This window comes from Pedobacter cryotolerans (assembly GCF_005116475.1).
Taxonomy (GTDB): Bacteria; Bacteroidota; Bacteroidia; order Sphingobacteriales; family Sphingobacteriaceae; genus Pedobacter; species Pedobacter cryotolerans.
Map to the genome: position 1 here is coordinate 115822 of NZ_SWBO01000010.1, position 15435 is coordinate 131256.

12 protein-coding genes are annotated in these 15435 nt (G+C 34.2%); 6 read left to right on the plus strand and 6 right to left on the minus strand.

Annotated features, from left to right (window positions below; translation table 11 throughout):
• Nucleotides 1-247 precede the first annotated feature (247 nt).
• Nucleotides 248-3148, minus strand: a complete 2901-nt coding sequence (locus FA045_RS15530; protein ID WP_136877993.1) for a triple tyrosine motif-containing protein — start codon at nucleotides 3146-3148, stop codon at nucleotides 248-250.
• A 165-nt stretch (nucleotides 3149-3313) separates the two neighbouring features.
• Here FA045_RS15530 and FA045_RS15535 point away from each other — a divergent pair, with 165 nt between their 5' ends.
• Nucleotides 3314-3667 (plus strand): four helix bundle protein, encoded by a 354-nt coding sequence (locus FA045_RS15535; RefSeq protein ID WP_136877994.1) that lies wholly within the window; start codon nucleotides 3314-3316, stop codon nucleotides 3665-3667.
• 38 nt (nucleotides 3668-3705) lie between these two features.
• On the opposite strand, the gene trhO is transcribed toward FA045_RS15535, so the two are convergent.
• Together trhO and FA045_RS15545 are read right to left on the minus strand one after the other, a co-directional pair.
• A complete protein-coding gene (trhO, locus tag FA045_RS15540; protein WP_136877995.1) occupies nucleotides 3706-4641 on the minus strand; it encodes an oxygen-dependent tRNA uridine(34) hydroxylase TrhO in 936 nt (311 codons plus the stop codon).
• Nucleotides 4642-4761: 120 nt separating this feature from the next.
• Nucleotides 4762-7212, minus strand: coding sequence for a DUF5686 and carboxypeptidase regulatory-like domain-containing protein (locus tag FA045_RS15545; protein ID WP_136877996.1), 2451 nt, complete (start codon nucleotides 7210-7212; stop codon nucleotides 4762-4764).
• A gap of 133 nt (nucleotides 7213-7345) precedes the next feature.
• Here FA045_RS15545 and kbl point away from each other — a divergent pair, with 133 nt between their 5' ends.
• The 5 genes from kbl to FA045_RS15570 all read left to right on the plus strand — a co-directional run bounded on the left by kbl (nucleotide 7346) and on the right by FA045_RS15570 (nucleotide 11750).
• Nucleotides 7346-8533: a glycine C-acetyltransferase gene (gene kbl, locus FA045_RS15550; protein WP_136877997.1), complete on the plus strand. Its 1188-nt coding sequence runs from the start codon at nucleotides 7346-7348 to the stop codon at nucleotides 8531-8533.
• A 35-nt stretch (nucleotides 8534-8568) separates the two neighbouring features.
• Complete coding sequence (locus FA045_RS15555; protein WP_136877998.1) at nucleotides 8569-9498, plus strand: alpha/beta hydrolase; 930 nt, start codon at nucleotides 8569-8571, stop codon at nucleotides 9496-9498.
• Between the two features lie 109 nt (nucleotides 9499-9607).
• Nucleotides 9608-10681 (plus strand): phenylalanine--tRNA ligase subunit alpha, encoded by a 1074-nt coding sequence (gene pheS / locus FA045_RS15560; RefSeq protein ID WP_136878036.1) that lies wholly within the window; start codon nucleotides 9608-9610, stop codon nucleotides 10679-10681.
• 80 nt (nucleotides 10682-10761) lie between these two features.
• Nucleotides 10762-11175, plus strand: coding sequence for a Rieske (2Fe-2S) protein (locus FA045_RS15565; RefSeq protein WP_136878037.1), 414 nt, complete (start codon nucleotides 10762-10764; stop codon nucleotides 11173-11175).
• Nucleotides 11175-11750 (plus strand): TetR/AcrR family transcriptional regulator, encoded by a 576-nt coding sequence (locus FA045_RS15570; protein WP_136877999.1) that lies wholly within the window; start codon nucleotides 11175-11177, stop codon nucleotides 11748-11750. The genes FA045_RS15565 and FA045_RS15570 overlap by 1 nt, the downstream gene beginning before the upstream one ends.
• Before the next feature lie 74 nt (nucleotides 11751-11824).
• On the opposite strand, the gene FA045_RS15575 is transcribed toward FA045_RS15570, so the two are convergent.
• From FA045_RS15575 to FA045_RS15585, 3 genes are all read right to left on the minus strand, one after another.
• Nucleotides 11825-12385: a hypothetical protein gene (locus FA045_RS15575; protein ID WP_136878000.1), complete on the minus strand. Its 561-nt coding sequence runs from the start codon at nucleotides 12383-12385 to the stop codon at nucleotides 11825-11827.
• A gap of 102 nt (nucleotides 12386-12487) precedes the next feature.
• Nucleotides 12488-12922 carry a nuclear transport factor 2 family protein gene (locus FA045_RS15580; protein ID WP_136878001.1) on the minus strand — a complete coding sequence of 145 codons (435 nt, stop codon included), beginning with the start codon at nucleotides 12920-12922 and terminating at the stop codon, nucleotides 12488-12490.
• 82 nt (nucleotides 12923-13004) lie between these two features.
• Nucleotides 13005-15371, minus strand: a complete 2367-nt coding sequence (locus FA045_RS15585; protein ID WP_169305071.1) for a serine hydrolase — start codon at nucleotides 15369-15371, stop codon at nucleotides 13005-13007.
• Nucleotides 15372-15435: the final 64 nt, after the last annotated feature.

Here is a 15435-nt window from a genome sequence, read left to right on the forward strand (position 1 = left end):
TACATTTGTTTTTAATTGATTAATCTAATTTTCTGTTTTATGTTGGCTTATGCAAACGTTACCACCTCTACATTAATACATCAACATACTTTTGTGTACTATCTCAAAGTGGTATACTGATTTGATTTTTGGGCTAAAAACGATGTTTTTATGTTGTTAACAAGAATATTACAACTACTACAAGTTGAATTGTACTACAACATTTTGATGTGAGATAAATATGGCTTTGTGTGGTAATGATGTAGTATTAAAGTTCCATTAAAAACTCAGTTAAGTTTTTATCGTGAGGTACTTCTAACTTTTTACGCAAACGATAGCGTCTAATTTCTACACCCCTGAGAGAGATATTTAGTAGAGACGCCATTTCTTTACTGCTCATGTTCATGTGTAAATAGGCACAAAGTTTTAAGTCGTTTGGAACCAGATCTGGGTGATTTGCTTTTAGCTTTTTGAAGAAACTTTCATGAGCTTCATTGAAACTGTTCTCAAATAAATTCCAATCTCGCTCATCATTCATTCCATCATCTATTACCTTTTGGATTTTTCTTAATTGGTCTTCAGATAGCTTCTTTCCATTCTCATCTTTTAACTTGTTCATCTCCTCACTTAACTTTTGAAGCAATTCGTTTTTATATACCAAACTCATTGCAGAATTAGCCAATTCTCTGTTTTTGCCGGCTAGTTCAGCTTGTAGTTTTTCGGTTTGTATTTTGATGATTTGTTTTTCAGTAGCCTCTGCTTCTTTTTTAAGAAATTCTTCTTTTTCTGTTTGAAGTTTGTCGGTAATCTTTTGCTGATCTTTCATCAGCTTTGCTTCGTAAATACGCTTTCCTGCGTAAAGAGCAATAATGCCAATAATTACATAAAATGAAATAGCCCAATTACTACCATACCATGGAGGTAAAATCTTAAATTCTAATACTGTTATTTCGCTGATGATATTTTCATTTAGCTTGGCTCTAACTTTAAATCTGTAAGTACCCTTAGTAAGGTTAGTGAAATCTTTTTGCGTTGCCGAGCTCCAATCAGACCATTGGTTTGAATATCCTTCTAGGTAAAACTGGTATTTAACTTTTGCTTGTCGATAGTAGGGTAGTGCAAAAGAAATCCTAATGTTATTTCTACTAAATGGTATTTCAATTAAATCTTGTAAGCTCCCGTTTTCAGATAAAGTGCTGTATTTGTCGGTAATATCCTCTACTTTTCTAATTAATACCGAGGGAAGTTTTGGATTTTGGCTTTGGTTATTTGATGTTGTGCTATTGTAAATCACAAAACCATCATCAACGCTAATTAAATAAATCTTATTACTTATCTGACTAATGTTCTCATAGTATTGAACCATTCTGCCATCTAATATGCTAAAACGATTCGAGTCGATTTCAATCTTCCCGGGTTCGGTTAAATGCACTAAGCTCATTTTACCATGGTTAATGAACCAGTATTTTTTAAAACCAGCGCTGATGATTTTATTTGATGTAGAAAAGCTCCCTAGTTTTTTGTTAAGCACATCGTATTTACTAAAGCGGTTGCTGATGTCATCGTACACTAAAAAACCATTATCTGATGAGAAAATAAGCTTATTCTCTACATTAAACATGTTGATGTTAAAACTGCTAGGTAAACCGTTTTTCTCATTGTAAAACTGTATGTTTTTGGCAGATTTTAAGTCGGAGCTTAAGGTTAATTTATATAATCCTTTATAAGCATGACTAACCCAAATATCGCCTTTATTGTCTTGCTCTACATACCTAGATGGTTCACCAAAACCTGAAATTTTATGACTAAATGCCCAGTTTCCAGCAGCATCTTTCTTAAATAAAACTAAGCCAGTATACGTTCCCTGAATAAGATAATTTGGGTTAGAATTGAGTTTTTTAATTGTCCATCCTCCGTTAATGGAAGAGGTTTTTTGCATTTGATCTCCGTTTATAATGAAGGAGCCATCGTTATGCCCACAAATAAGCTGGTTATCTATTAAGCTTAAATCCCAAACTTGGCCTTGTGAGTTTTGGATTAACCTAAAATCGAAATTGCTATTTAAGTTGCCATTTTCTGGTAACCACGGACTTACAAACAAACCTTGATTAGTGCCTAAATAAATCTTGTTTTTTACAATTAAGCTGGAGTAAACGGTTCCGAATTGGCCAGTTTTATCAAAATAAAAATACAGCGGCGAATTAAGTTCGATTCTATCAATTCCATTATCTAAACCTGCCCAAAGATTTTGTTCATTGTCTGCATATAAACTGAGTATAGTATTGTTCTGTAAACCGCTTGATTTATTGATCCTTTGAACAATTTTACCGTTTTCATCAATGATAATTAAACCGTTTAAGATGGTTCCGTAAGCATAATATTTGTTGAGTAGTTTAACTCCATTGTTGAGTTGAAATGTTTTTAGAAAAGAATTAGCATCACTTGCAAAAGGAATAAATGTTACTCCATCATAAACGAAAAGCCCATTTTTACTAGTGCCAATAATATAGCCGCCATTTTTGTAGGGTAAGATAGATAACACCCCTGTTGTACCAATGATTTCACTGTTAGGTAACGCAACTAATTTGTTGTTTTTTAGTTCAAAAAGTCCTTTGCCTAAAATTTGAGCAAATATTTTATTGCCAACAGCGTGTGTAAAAAGAAATGTTCCGGGGCCTTTTACTACACTTACTTTTTGGTTTTCGTAAACATAAATGGTAGAAAATGTCTGAAAAATAACTTTCTTGCCTACGATATATATTTTCCAAACTTCATCGGTAATTTTATTTGGTTTTGGGATGAGATTGATTAATGATTTATAAGTCAGGTGCTTATTTTGGTAACTCCAATAACCAAATTCACCGAAGCTACCTGTATAAATTAATCCATTTTCAGTCGCTACGGCTCTTACAATTTGTCGATTTGGCATTTTATACTGTTGCCAATATTTACCGTCAAAGGTTAATAATCCTTCAGCATTGCCAAAATACATTACGCCATTTTTATCTTTTGCAATAGACCAGTTTTGATTTCCCGATAGGTAAGAAGATTTTGGATAATTCTGCACATAAGGAACTCCTATGCTTTGAATATCATCGGCAAAAAGTTTTCCTGAAAAAAGTAAAAGAGCGAAAAGAAGGTGAAAATATTTAAAGGATTTGTTTTTCATTTATAGCAAGCAGGTTGATAGATGATGGTTGATAGCTAATAGTTGATGGTTTATAGATAATAGCTGATGGATAATGGTGGATAGTAGAAAATTTAAAGTTAGTAAAATGAAGATTATTTGTGCGAGTATTTTTAGCTAAATTAACTGCGAATATATCTTACCATTATGGCATTTAAATTTGAAGAACTAAAAGTTTGGCAAATTTCGTTGTTATTAAGTGACGAAATTGATGCGGCTACTAAATACTTTCCAAAAACTGAGCTATTTAGTTTGACTACTCAAATTAAAAAAGCTGCTGATTCTGTTAATTTAAATATCGCTGAAGGTTGCATGGGACAATCCAAAGCGGAGTTTTCTAGGTTTTTAACCTATTCTGTTAGATCGGGACTAGAAGTTGTCAGTTGTTTGTTCATGGCTCGCAATAGAAATTATATGCCTATCGAAAGGTTTAACTATTTTTATAACGAGTACGAACAACTGTGTAAGATGATTAATGCTCTAAAGAATTCCCTGAAATAAATTCAAGAGCACCGCGACCGCCCATCAACTATTAACTATTAACCTTTCATAACCACAGGCTGAGGCACTTTTACATAATATCCAGTACCATCGTAAGGGCGTTTACGTGGGTGTGTAGTACAGGCAACCGAACAACATCCTTGTAATTCGTCGCCACAGTTATCACATTGTGTAATGTGTTCATTGCACTCCGGATTAGCACAGTTGATCATTTTTGGTGTTGTTGTACCACAGTTGTAGCAAACAGAAACAATTGTTGGATTTACAGAATTTACATCAACTGCAATTCTGTTGTCAAATACATAACATTTGCCTTCAAAATCTTTACCGCCAGCTTCTTTACCATATTTAATAATGCCGCCATGCAATTGGTAAACATCTGTAAAGCCATGGTGTAAAAGCAAAGCTGATGCCTTTTCGCATTTAATACCGCCAGTACAATAGGTCATTATTTTTTTGTCTTTGTACTGTGCCAAGGCATTTATCTGATCAGGAAAATCTCTAAAGTTATCGATATCTAAGGTTACTGCATTTTTAAACTTCCCTAAATTGTGTTCGTAATTAGAGCGAACATCTAGCACTACAACATCATCGCGATCTAGCATTTCGCTAAATTCTTTTGGCTCTAAATATTTTCCTGTTTCTTTATTTGGGTCGATGATAGTTGTATCTCTTAATCCAGAATGCACGATTTCTTCCTTGTAGCGACAATGCATCTTGATAAAAGATGGCTCAGGAACTTCATCAATTTTAAATTCAGTTTTTGCGAAACGTTCATCGGCATGTATAGCTTGCATGTAAACTTCACAAGCTTCTTTGGTGCCAGAAACAGTTCCGTTTAAACCTTCTTCGGCAACTATAATTCTGCCTACCAAGCCTAAAGATTTACAAAAATTTAAGTGATCTGCTGCAAACTGTTCAGCATTTGCTATAGGAGCATAGCAATAATAGAGTAAAGTATTGTACATCATAATTTATTGATACCGCTGCAAACGGCGTTTAACGATGCAAAGATAGAAAAAAAGGTTGAGGGATAAAAGGTAGAAGGTTTTTGGATTTTCAACTCCCTCCTTTTTGAGGAGGTTTGGGGGGATTTACAAACTATAGGCAATTCTAAATCCTTGGTCTACTTTTTTGCTACCATCATAAGCATAACCGTAACTTACACCAAAACCAAAACGTTCTATACCGAAGTAAAATTCTTTATAGTTCTTTTTATTGGGTTGGGTTAAATAACTAACGCCAATAATTTCTTCGAATTTAAGCTTACGCAACAAAGGAATTTTATTGATCAATAAGCCACCAAAATTATGTTCAATATGTGCTTCTGCAAAATGCCTGTCGGTGCTGTATTGGTAAAAGTCTAAAAACCTAAATTTTCTTAGGTTGGGAGGGAAGATTGTAGAATTATTTCCTCTAAAATGTTTGCTATCTGGATAAAAAACAACGTTATTGTTTAAGAATTTGCCTGCTCCAACAACAAAAGAGAAATAGCCAAGTAAACCAGCGCTAATTCTTTCTTGATAAATTTCGAGCCCTAAATAATCATAATCAACGGCGCTATTTAAAATTCCTTTAAAACCTTTTCTATAATTTAATTGAAAACGAGGATATTTTGATTCCTGATAAAATTTACCATCTGGCCTAGTAATATAAGTCTGCCCAATTGTATAAACTAAGGTGGCCGATATGTTAAAAGAGGCGTAAGTTGGAAATAAAGGAGTTTCTAAACTTGGAGTAAAAGGATTGTTAGACGTAAAAGCTTTGTCTGAAACATCTCTAAAACTATAATTGCTAGTGTTTTGAAGAGTTTGATTTCTAGCATATTCAATATTAGCATAAGCTTGTAGTCCATCTGCTAGTTCTCTTGTAGAATTTAGTGTAAAAAACTCTTTTTTATAAAGCTTAAGCAAGTTTGTTTCAAACACCAATGAGTTGATTGTATTTGAACGTAAACTCATGGTTCCATAACTGTTTAAATCTGCAATTGAGGTTCCAAAACTTGCACTTACACTTGCTCTTTTAAGTGGGTCGTAATAATAACTTGAGCTTAGGTTTGCCGTAAAAATTTTATTGCTGAAACCATATCTAGCTTCTGGTCTTATCGAAAAACTTTTTCTATCCTCAAAATTCTTTCTAAATGTAACGCCGTATCTCAAAGCGAGTCCTTCAACAGTGTTATAAAATACAGAAGTAACTAACGGGTCAAAGGATATATATTTTTTTTCATACCTGTTATTAATGGTGTAACCTGAAAAAAATAGCTTCCCAATCCCGAACTTATTGTTTTTACTTTCTAAAGAATCTAGATAAGGTTTTGATTGTTTGAGCAAAGCAACACTATCCTTCTTTTTATAGTCAAATTTTTCTTCTTCGGTTAATGGTATTGGCCTATTGTTCATCCAGTAAAGCGAATCTTTTTTATTTACGGCTTTAGTAACTTTTAAAATTTCAGCAGTAAAGAATTTCTCAGGGAAATTGGGTTTAATATTGTAATTGCTATAAATGCCAATAAAATATCCTTCGAATTTAAATTTTAAAATACCACCATTAAACTGAAATCTAATACTCGATGGCATGTAAACATCTTCAATTTTTACAAATTGTTGGCTTATATTTAAAGTATCTACGAAATTTATGCCTGCATCTTCTGTTAAATTAAGGTTTGTGCCTAATAATCGCCAGCTCTCATCAGTAATATAAATAATACCTCTAAAAACGGGATCATTTTTACGTCTGGGTATTACTTCAATTTTATTGATCGTTACTCCATTTTCTTCTGAACTTCCTAAAAGTTTGTATCTATAGTAAAATAATGCATTGTCAGCTATTGGCGAAACAAAACTTCGCCCACTTAAACCTGTGTTTTCTAACATCAAATTTTCATAAAAATTTACAATTAAATCTGAAGCTTTATTGAAACTGAATGCATTATTGTTGCCAGATACTTTAGAAGACACCATTTCTTCGTGAATTTTGTTTGGTCTTTTAAAGCTGAAAGTAGATTGAGTTTCTGATAGGTATAAAATCCCTTGTCTGTTGGTGTCTAAGTCTAATGTTTTTTGAATATCTCTGCCCATAAATTTTTTGGGCGCACTTACCAATTTTTGTAATCCTTTAGTGTAAACGTCGGTACTAAAGGCTTCAACTTCGTTTAAATGTTGTTTTCTTAATTTAATAGCTTGTCTTATAATTTCGTAAGCCAGGTCTTCTGCATTTGGTCTAATCACTACATTATTTAAGGTATAACTTTCTGTAGGCAAAGCCTGATTTAAAGTTAAATTACCATTCACCTGTATGTTTCTTTCGGTAGTTTTAAATCCGATAGCAGTATAAATTAAAGTGTAAGAACCTTTGTCTAAATTAATGGTATACATGCCATTAACATTTGCAGAAACGCCTTTGCTGGTATTTTTGATATATATTGATGCAAAAGGAATTACTTCGCCATTGGTTTCGGTAATTTTTCCAGTGATTTGATATTGCGCTAATGATAAGCTTGTTAGCGTTAAAATAAAAACAATCGAGAGAAAGATTTTCTTCATAAAGGTGTTAAAGTGTAAATATCGCTTTAGTTGCAAAACTTAACGTATTTAATGTGTTAAAGTTTGTTAACGTGCAAAATATTATATTTGTGACGAAAATTAATCACAATTGGTTGCACCAAAATAAATATATATGTACAAAACCCTTCAACCTGTTCTACAAAAAGAACTTCAAGAAATAGAAAATGCAGGCTTATTTAAACGCGAACGTATCATCACAACTCCTCAAGGTGCAGATATTAAAGTAAGTAGCGGAGCTGAAGTAATTAATTTTTGTGCCAACAATTATTTAGGTTTATCATCTCATCCAAAAGTTATCGAAGCTGCCAAAAAAGCGATAGATGATTATGGTTATGGCATGTCGTCTGTTCGTTTTATTTGCGGTACACAAAATATTCATAAAGAATTGGAAGCAAAAATTTCTGAATTTTTAGGTACAGAAGATACCATTTTATATGCAGCAGCTTTTGATGCAAATGGAGGTGTTTTTGAACCTTTGTTTGGCGCAGAAGATGCTATTATTTCTGATGAATTAAACCACGCTTCTATTATTGATGGTGTACGTTTGTGTAAAGCGCAACGTTTTCGTTATAAAAATGCTGATATGGCAGATTTGGAAGCTCAATTGATTGCTGCAAAAGATTGCCGACATAGAATTATAGTTACCGATGGTGCTTTTTCTATGGATGGTTCAGTAGCTCCGTTAGATCAAATTTGCGATTTAGCCGATAAATATGAAGCCTTGGTAATGATTGATGAATCGCACTGTACTGGTTTTATTGGTAAAACTGGTAGAGGTACGCATGAGCATTTTAACGTAATGGATCGTGTAGATATTATTACCGGTACTTTGGGTAAAGCTTTAGGTGGCGCATCTGGCGGATTTACTTCTGGTAAAAAAGAAATTGTAGATATGTTGCGTCAGCGCTCACGCCCATATTTATTCTCAAACACATTAGCTCCTGCAATTGCTGGTGCTTCTGTTGCTGTTTTAGATATGTTAAGTGAAACTACTTCACTTCGTGATAAATTGGAAAGTAATACAAAATATTTCCGCGAAAAAATGACTGCTGCTGGGTTTGATATTAAACCAGGTTTTCATCCAATTGTGCCAGTAATGTTGTACGATGCTAAAATAGCACAATCTTTTGCTGCAAAAATGTTAGATGAAGGTATTTATGTAGTTGGATTTTTCTATCCGGTTGTTGGACAAGGTAAAGCAAGAATTAGAGTGCAGCTTTCGGCAGCACATGAGCAACATCACTTAGATAAAGCAATTGCTGCATTTACAAAAGTTGGTAAAGAGTTAGGTGTAATTTAATTACATCTAATTCGTTATGTTTTTTTATTATCCTTATGAAAAATTTCAAGATTGTTTTCCTCAACATCGCTTTTTTATTATTTTTTGCTAGTTGCGAAAAAAGTGATCCACCTGCTTACCAAGTAGAAGCCGAAGCAAAAACAATGTTAGATGTTGCTTATGGCACTGATCCAAAGCAAACCATGGATATCTACTTGCCTGCAAACAGAACATCAAACACTGGAATAATAATTTTAGTGCATGGCGGTAGTTTTATAGGTGGCGATAAGAACGAACTTAACAATCAAGCCAAATATTTGGCCACAAGTGGCTACGCTGTTTTAAATGTAAACTATCGTTTAGTAAATGGTGCAGGCTTGCTAACACAAACTAATCCGCCAAGATTAGAAAGTAATGTAAAGGTTAAAGATCAGGTTACTGATATAAATTCCGTAGTAGATTATGCTTTAACCAATGCTAAACAATGGGTTACAAATGCCGACAGAATTGTTATGATTGGGCATAGTGCAGGTGCATCATTATCACTTTTATATAGTTACGACCAGAGAAATACCAATAAAGTAAAGGCAGTTTCTAATTTAGCTGGAGCCTTAGATTTGGTTTTTACAAATATTCCGAATTGGCAGTTTTACCCACCAGTGCTTTTTGAAGCAGGATACAGATACACAGGTTTCGAGGTAAAAACCGAAAATGAAACTTATTATAAAGAAATAAGTGCATTAAGTGTGGCAAATGCCGATAGAAAAGTGCCTACGCTTAACGTATTGCCAGAAAATAACGATTTACAAGGTTTACCAAAACAAGATATTGCAACTTATAATATTTTTAGAGCTAGGTTAAATGAACTTAAAGTTCCAAACGAATTTTATTATGTGGTTGGAGCCAATCATTCTTTTTCGCAAACAGGCAAATGGCAGCAGGTGTTAGACGCATCAGTATTCTATTTCAATACTACTTTAGATTAGTTTCACATTTAGTATTGTAAGTTCATTTACTTGTAATAAATGTGCTTCAAGTTGATATTTGAACTCACAGCTAGTAAAATAATTCTATAAATTGCTGTATATTTGGCGCATGTTGCAAGACCAGATCACACAATATACAGCAGAAATAAATGCGTTTGATACTAAAAATGCAGATGAGCTGGAACAATTTCGTATTCGTTTTTTAGGTACAAAAGGCATTATTAAAGATATTTTTGATGAGTTTAAAGCCGTTTCTCCTGAAGAAAAAAGAACTTTAGGGAAAGTTTTAAACGAATTTAAGCAATTAGCCGAGGCAAAATATCAAGCTTTAAATGAACTAACGGAAAACTCTAAACTGCAAACTGAAAACTCCCAACTAGACATGACTTTGCCTGGTGAGGGTTTTGAAGTTGGTGCTCGCCATCCTTTAGCTTTAGTGAGAAGAGAAATCATCGAGATTTTTAACAAACTAGGTTTTAGCGTGGCTGAAGGGCCAGAAATAGAAGATGATTGGCATAATTTCTCTGCATTAAACTTTCCAGAAGAACATCCGGCAAGAGATATGCAAGATACCTTCTTCATTAAAAAAGCTGATAGCTCCCTCTCTACTGGAGAGGGTCGGGGTGAGGCTAAAGGTGATATCGCTCTACGTACACACACCTCTTCTGTTCAAGTTCGTATGATGGAAGCTGGTCAGCCACCATTTAGAGCTTTAATGCCTGGTCGCGTTTACCGTAACGAGGCAATTTCTGCAAGAGCACATTGCTTTTTTCACCAGGTAGAAGGTTTATATGTAGATGAAAATGTTTCATTTGCAGATTTAAAACAAACACTTTTTTACTTTGTACAAGAGTTGTATGGAGAAGGAACAAAAGTTCGTTTCCGCCCCTCTTATTTTCCATTTACTGAGCCAAGTGCCGAGATGGATATTTCTTGTACAATTTGTAAAGGTGCTGGTTGCCAAATGTGTAAAGGCAGCGGTTGGGTAGAGATTTTGGGTTGCGGAATGGTAGATCCAAACGTTTTGGAAAACTGCGGTATAGATAGTAAAAAATACAGCGGTTTTGCCTTTGGTATGGGTATAGAACGTATTGCCAACCTCAAATTCGAGATAAAAGATTTACGTTTATTTTCTGAGAATGATGTACGTTTCTTAAAACAATACAAAACAGCAATTATATAAATGAAACCATCATGATTTACAAAAATAGAATTAAGATAAATCATGATAGCTTCATCACCATTAAAAATAATTTATTACTGATGAAAACGTTATTTGGGTTACTTTTGTTCATCTCAATTTGCACCTCATGTGCGAAAGAACAAAACCTAATACCAGATTTTCCCGTAAATTTTAATATGCCCTTAACTGATCCGCGTTTAAGCAGATTAAGTTCTGCAGGTGGTGCGGTAAGTTTTAGTGGTTATGGTGTTGCAGGTATTATTATTTATCGCAGGGCGGATAACGCTTATGTAGCTTATGATAGATGTAGCACTGTAAATCCTGATCAGAAAAATGCGGTTGAAATAGACGACCCAAATTTAACGGCTACAGATCGTATTTCTGGCGCCAAATATTCATTGTATGATGGTAGCCCAGTTAAAGCGCCAGCTACAACATCCCTAAAAAGATATAGTGTTACCATTGCGGGTAATACTTTACAAGTAACTAATTAATGGAGCCAGAAAAAATAAAAGAAAGCATTTTAAGAGCAGCGAAAGAGCTTTTTAGGAAATATGGTTACCATAAAACCAGCGTAAACGAAATTGCTAAAAAAGCACGTATTGCCAAAGCAACCATTTATAAATATTTTGATAGCAAAGAACAAGTTTTAGATGCCATTTTAATGGATTACTTGGATGTAAATTTGCATGAAATTTTAAGCAACAAAGTTACTTTCGAGAACGAAGAAGAACATTTAAAAGCTTTGGTGATGAAAACCTGCCGCTTATCTTACACGGTTTGTAATGAGTTTATCGGTTGGGATTTTGTTCGTGAAAATGCAAATTCGCAAGAATTTTTAAAACACCTTTCAGATCAATTAGAAGCGCTGTTACTTTCAGCTTACTTACAACTAGATCATTTTAAAAATAATCCTGCTCGTAAAGGTGGATTGGCATTTTTACTAAAAGCTAGTAAAAGTATCGTGTTTTCGTTTGCTTTTACTTCAGTAAGCGATGCTGATGTACGCAAAAATTTTGTAACCTTTCAAAAAGAGTTATTGCCATATTTAGTAAAGGCAGCGTTGTAAGATAACTTTCACCACATAGGCACATAGAAAATCTATGTTAACTATGCTTCTATGTGGTTGAATCAAAATAATTTCTACTCTTTCCAGCCCCAAGGTGCTTTAGGAGTTGCAACCGGATTAGTTAAGTTAAATTTAACAGTAAACACCCGTTCAGAACCAATTCTACGTAAATTGTAAGAGAAAAGATCTTTATCTATCGTTATCCACCAAACATTGCCAGCTGCTGTTGGCAGCATATCTACAGTTTGCTGATCTGCAGGAAAAATCTGAATACCTGCTTGTCCGCTATTGGTTGTCATGCCTCCGTATTGTGTTACTTTATCTTCGGTTCCATCTTCATGTCGGTGGTCATGTTTCAACAAAATACGATTGTTTTTGAATGTCAAAACCCAGGTTCTTGATCTATTTTCGCCTACAAAAAATGGTATTCTAATTGTACCATCATCGCAAGATTTTACATGCATAATTAATGCGCCATTTTTAAAGTCGTCTGTAATACCTTGGGTAACTTCTCCTTGGTAAGCTTTGCCACAATGTTGTTTTAAGCTATCCCAAAATTGCTGAGCGCCAGATTTTTGTTGAGCTTGAATAGATAAAGTAGTAAAAATTAAAAATACAAGAATTAAGTTCTTCATTTGCTCAAGATAGTAATTTACCTTTCGAAGTACAAATGCTTACAACAAACTAAGTACACTTATAATTTCTGAGCTTTCTGCTGTTGAATTTTTTTATTTATTTCAACTGCTTCCTAGTTCTCTCCAAGTGTAGCTTTTATGAACAATTTGCCAAGCTCTTCCGTATTTAAGTATTAAAAAATAGTCGGTAAATATTCTAAAACCTGGAATAACGATTTCTACTTTTGCCATTGCTGCATCTTTCTCAATATCAATTGAGATAATTCGACCTACTCTATTGGTTTTTTCATTAACTTTTATGTTAGCAATATATTGTGCGCCAGAACGTATCCACAAAGTGTCTTTTGCCACTGTATATAGATTAAAATCTGGATGAAAAGCTTTACGCAACCTTTCTGGCTGTCCGTTTGCTGTTCCTTCTATATAGTCGAGTAGTACTTCAGTAACTTGATCAAAATCACTTTTTACAGTCTGTGCGTATGTTTTTTCTGAGCGTAGGCTTACAAAAACAAGAAGTAAAACTAATATTTTATTCATTTTTTATAAATGATGAGGTTTTAAATATATATTATCCTGACCCAATGTCTCCAACATTGGAACATCGGGTAAACAATATTGCTTAACGCTTTATTTTTTCAAAAAATAGGTTTTTAACCCTATCAGAATTGATATAAAAACCTGTAATCTTTTTTTGATTGTCTCGAGTATATCGAATACTAGCAATATTTCTAGCATTGCTTAAGAACATATCTGTTTGAATTGAAGTGAGATCAATTACTGACTGATTTCTATTGCTTGTAAATAAGCCTTTTTCATTTTGTGATAAGTTATAGGTTGTATTCAATGCCTCGTTATAAAATACACCCGTAAATTCATTTAAAGCAGTATTGTCGTATTTTATAGGATTGTAAGCTTCGTATACATACTCATCACTATCGCCAGAAGTATAAGCCACTTTCATAGTAGCGCCTTCTTTACGAAACTTTACCATAATTACATCGTCTCCATCAACCACCATTTGGAAATTTTTTTCTGAAATTGGTACCAGTGAACTTACTTCATTACTGCCTAAAATTTGGTAGCGTAAAGTGTCATTTGCTACATACAACTTAAGCCCAGCTATAAGTTCGTTATCCCAATAATTGCCGCTGTAGGTTTCTAATTGTTGGCGGGTTAATTTTAAAGTTTTAAGCTTAGCGTAATCAATATTTGCAGGTTCTGGAAATATATCGCCAAGCACTTCTGTTGCCATGCCCATAGCAAGACTACCGTTGTATCTGTTGTTATTGCCAAGCGCAAATGAGGTCACTTTTTGCTCTGGGAAAATAAAAATGTTACTTGCATAACCTCCTTCTAAACCATAAGTCCAATATTTAATAACACCTCGCTCTGCATGTTGATATTGTTGTCCGTATAAGAATTTTCCAGCGGTAGGGTTGTAAGTGGTGGTGCCATCATTTAAAGTTACTGGCGAGTTTAGTGTTTCAATTAACTTTTTGCTTCCAACTTTTGGGTTTTCGAAGTTCAAATACCAACGACTAAGATCTGCCGCCGAAGTATAAAGATTGGTAGTTCCTGTAATGGAGTGATTGATACGGTTATACTTTAAACCGTCTTTTCCAATCTGATAAGAAACAGCCATATTGGCCAGTATTGCTTCATTATCATCCAAAAACAAAGTATTATTCATGCCCATTGGCTCAAAAATATGTTGCTGTGAGAAGCCTGCTAAAGTTTGTCCAGTAATTTTCTTGATCACTTCCGTCAATAAAATGAGCCCTGATGCGGTTGGATGAAATTGTGTACCAGGTATGTAATTCAATTTTTTTTGTTGAAAGATAAGGTTCAATGCATCTTGCTGCGTGAAAAAATCTTTGTCCCTCCAGCCAGTAATGTCTTTTAAAGCTGCAAAGTCTGCCAAACCACTCGATTGACTTAACAAATGTTTAATCGTAATGATGTGTCCATAATCTGGTAATTGTGGAATATATTTACGAACATCATCAGCCAAGGATAGTTTTCCCTGTTCTTCAAGTAGTAAAACTGCAAAAGCTGTAAATTGTCTCGACATCGTACCAATCTGAAATTTGGTATCAGCCGTAACGGGAGATTGAGTATTGACATTTGCACTGCCAAATCCTTTTTGGTACAAAACTTCACCATTCTTAATTAGCGCAGCTGATACGCCTGGTTTATCTGGCGCATTATCCCACTCAGCAAATACTTTATCTAAGTTCTTGGTTGTTTCTTTATTGATTTGGGATGTGCCAGCTTCAATAAGTGTAATAATTTGATAAGCCATTTTTGATGCAGAACTAGGATCTTGTCCAGTTACAAACCTGCCATCAACAACCGTAAAAGCATCCCAACCTTCATTAGAATATACAAAATTGCCTTCATTGGTTTTTATTGCCTCGTCTATCGCAAACGGAAATGTTTTATAGTATGCTGCTGCTGTGTTTTCAAATTTGTTCGGAAACCCAGTTATCTTTTTGCCACTGTATAGCGATCTTCCAGAATTATCTTTAAAGTAAGCTAAGCCTGCCGTGCCATGGCAAATAGCAGAAACTACTCCGTTTTGGTTATAAATCTCCCTAGCAATGTTTTGGATAGTGGAATCTTCGGCCACACCAAACATAGCAGCTCCACCACCAGTGTAAAAAATTGCGCTGTAATCTTCCGCTTTAATGGCTGATGGTTTTAGCGTGTGTTCTAATTTGTCCATGAAAAATGAATCATAAAGATATTTTTTCTGAATACTATCGGATGAATTGATATAGCCGATAGGAATTGCCCCACCTTTTGGACTGATGAAATGAACCAGATAGCCAGCCTTTATAAAAATATCATAAGGGATGACAATTTCTTCAAAATGGTTAGCGGCAGCAATTTTACTGTTGCCATAAAGTTCCTGATTGGAAGTTACAAACAAGATTTTTTTTTGTGCGTAAGCTGTTGTAAGCAATAAACCGAGTAAAATAATCATTACGATTATTCGATAAAATTTAGATGTTGATCTATACATAAATACTTTTTTTTCAAAAGTATAG

Bases quoted from the DNA above. Each gene is read 5' to 3' on its own strand.
- pheS (WP_136878036.1), top strand. From the start codon at position 9,608: ATGTTGCAAGACCAGATCACACAATATACAGCAGAAATAAATGCGTTT.
- FA045_RS15545 (WP_136877996.1), bottom strand. From the start codon at position 7,212: ATGAAGAAAATCTTTCTCTCGATTGTTTTTATTTTAACGCTAACAAGC.
- FA045_RS15565 (WP_136878037.1), top strand. From the start codon at position 10,762: ATGAAAACGTTATTTGGGTTACTTTTGTTCATCTCAATTTGCACCTCA.
- FA045_RS15530 (WP_136877993.1), bottom strand. From the start codon at position 3,148: ATGAAAAACAAATCCTTTAAATATTTTCACCTTCTTTTCGCTCTTTTA.
- kbl (WP_136877997.1), top strand. From the start codon at position 7,346: ATGTACAAAACCCTTCAACCTGTTCTACAAAAAGAACTTCAAGAAATA.
- FA045_RS15535 (WP_136877994.1), top strand. From the start codon at position 3,314: ATGGCATTTAAATTTGAAGAACTAAAAGTTTGGCAAATTTCGTTGTTA.
- FA045_RS15570 (WP_136877999.1), top strand. From the start codon at position 11,175: ATGGAGCCAGAAAAAATAAAAGAAAGCATTTTAAGAGCAGCGAAAGAG.
- FA045_RS15585 (WP_169305071.1), bottom strand. From the start codon at position 15,371: ATGATTATTTTACTCGGTTTATTGCTTACAACAGCTTACGCACAAAAA.
- FA045_RS15555 (WP_136877998.1), top strand. From the start codon at position 8,569: ATGAAAAATTTCAAGATTGTTTTCCTCAACATCGCTTTTTTATTATTT.
- FA045_RS15580 (WP_136878001.1), bottom strand. From the start codon at position 12,922: ATGAATAAAATATTAGTTTTACTTCTTGTTTTTGTAAGCCTACGCTCA.
- FA045_RS15575 (WP_136878000.1), bottom strand. From the start codon at position 12,385: ATGAAGAACTTAATTCTTGTATTTTTAATTTTTACTACTTTATCTATT.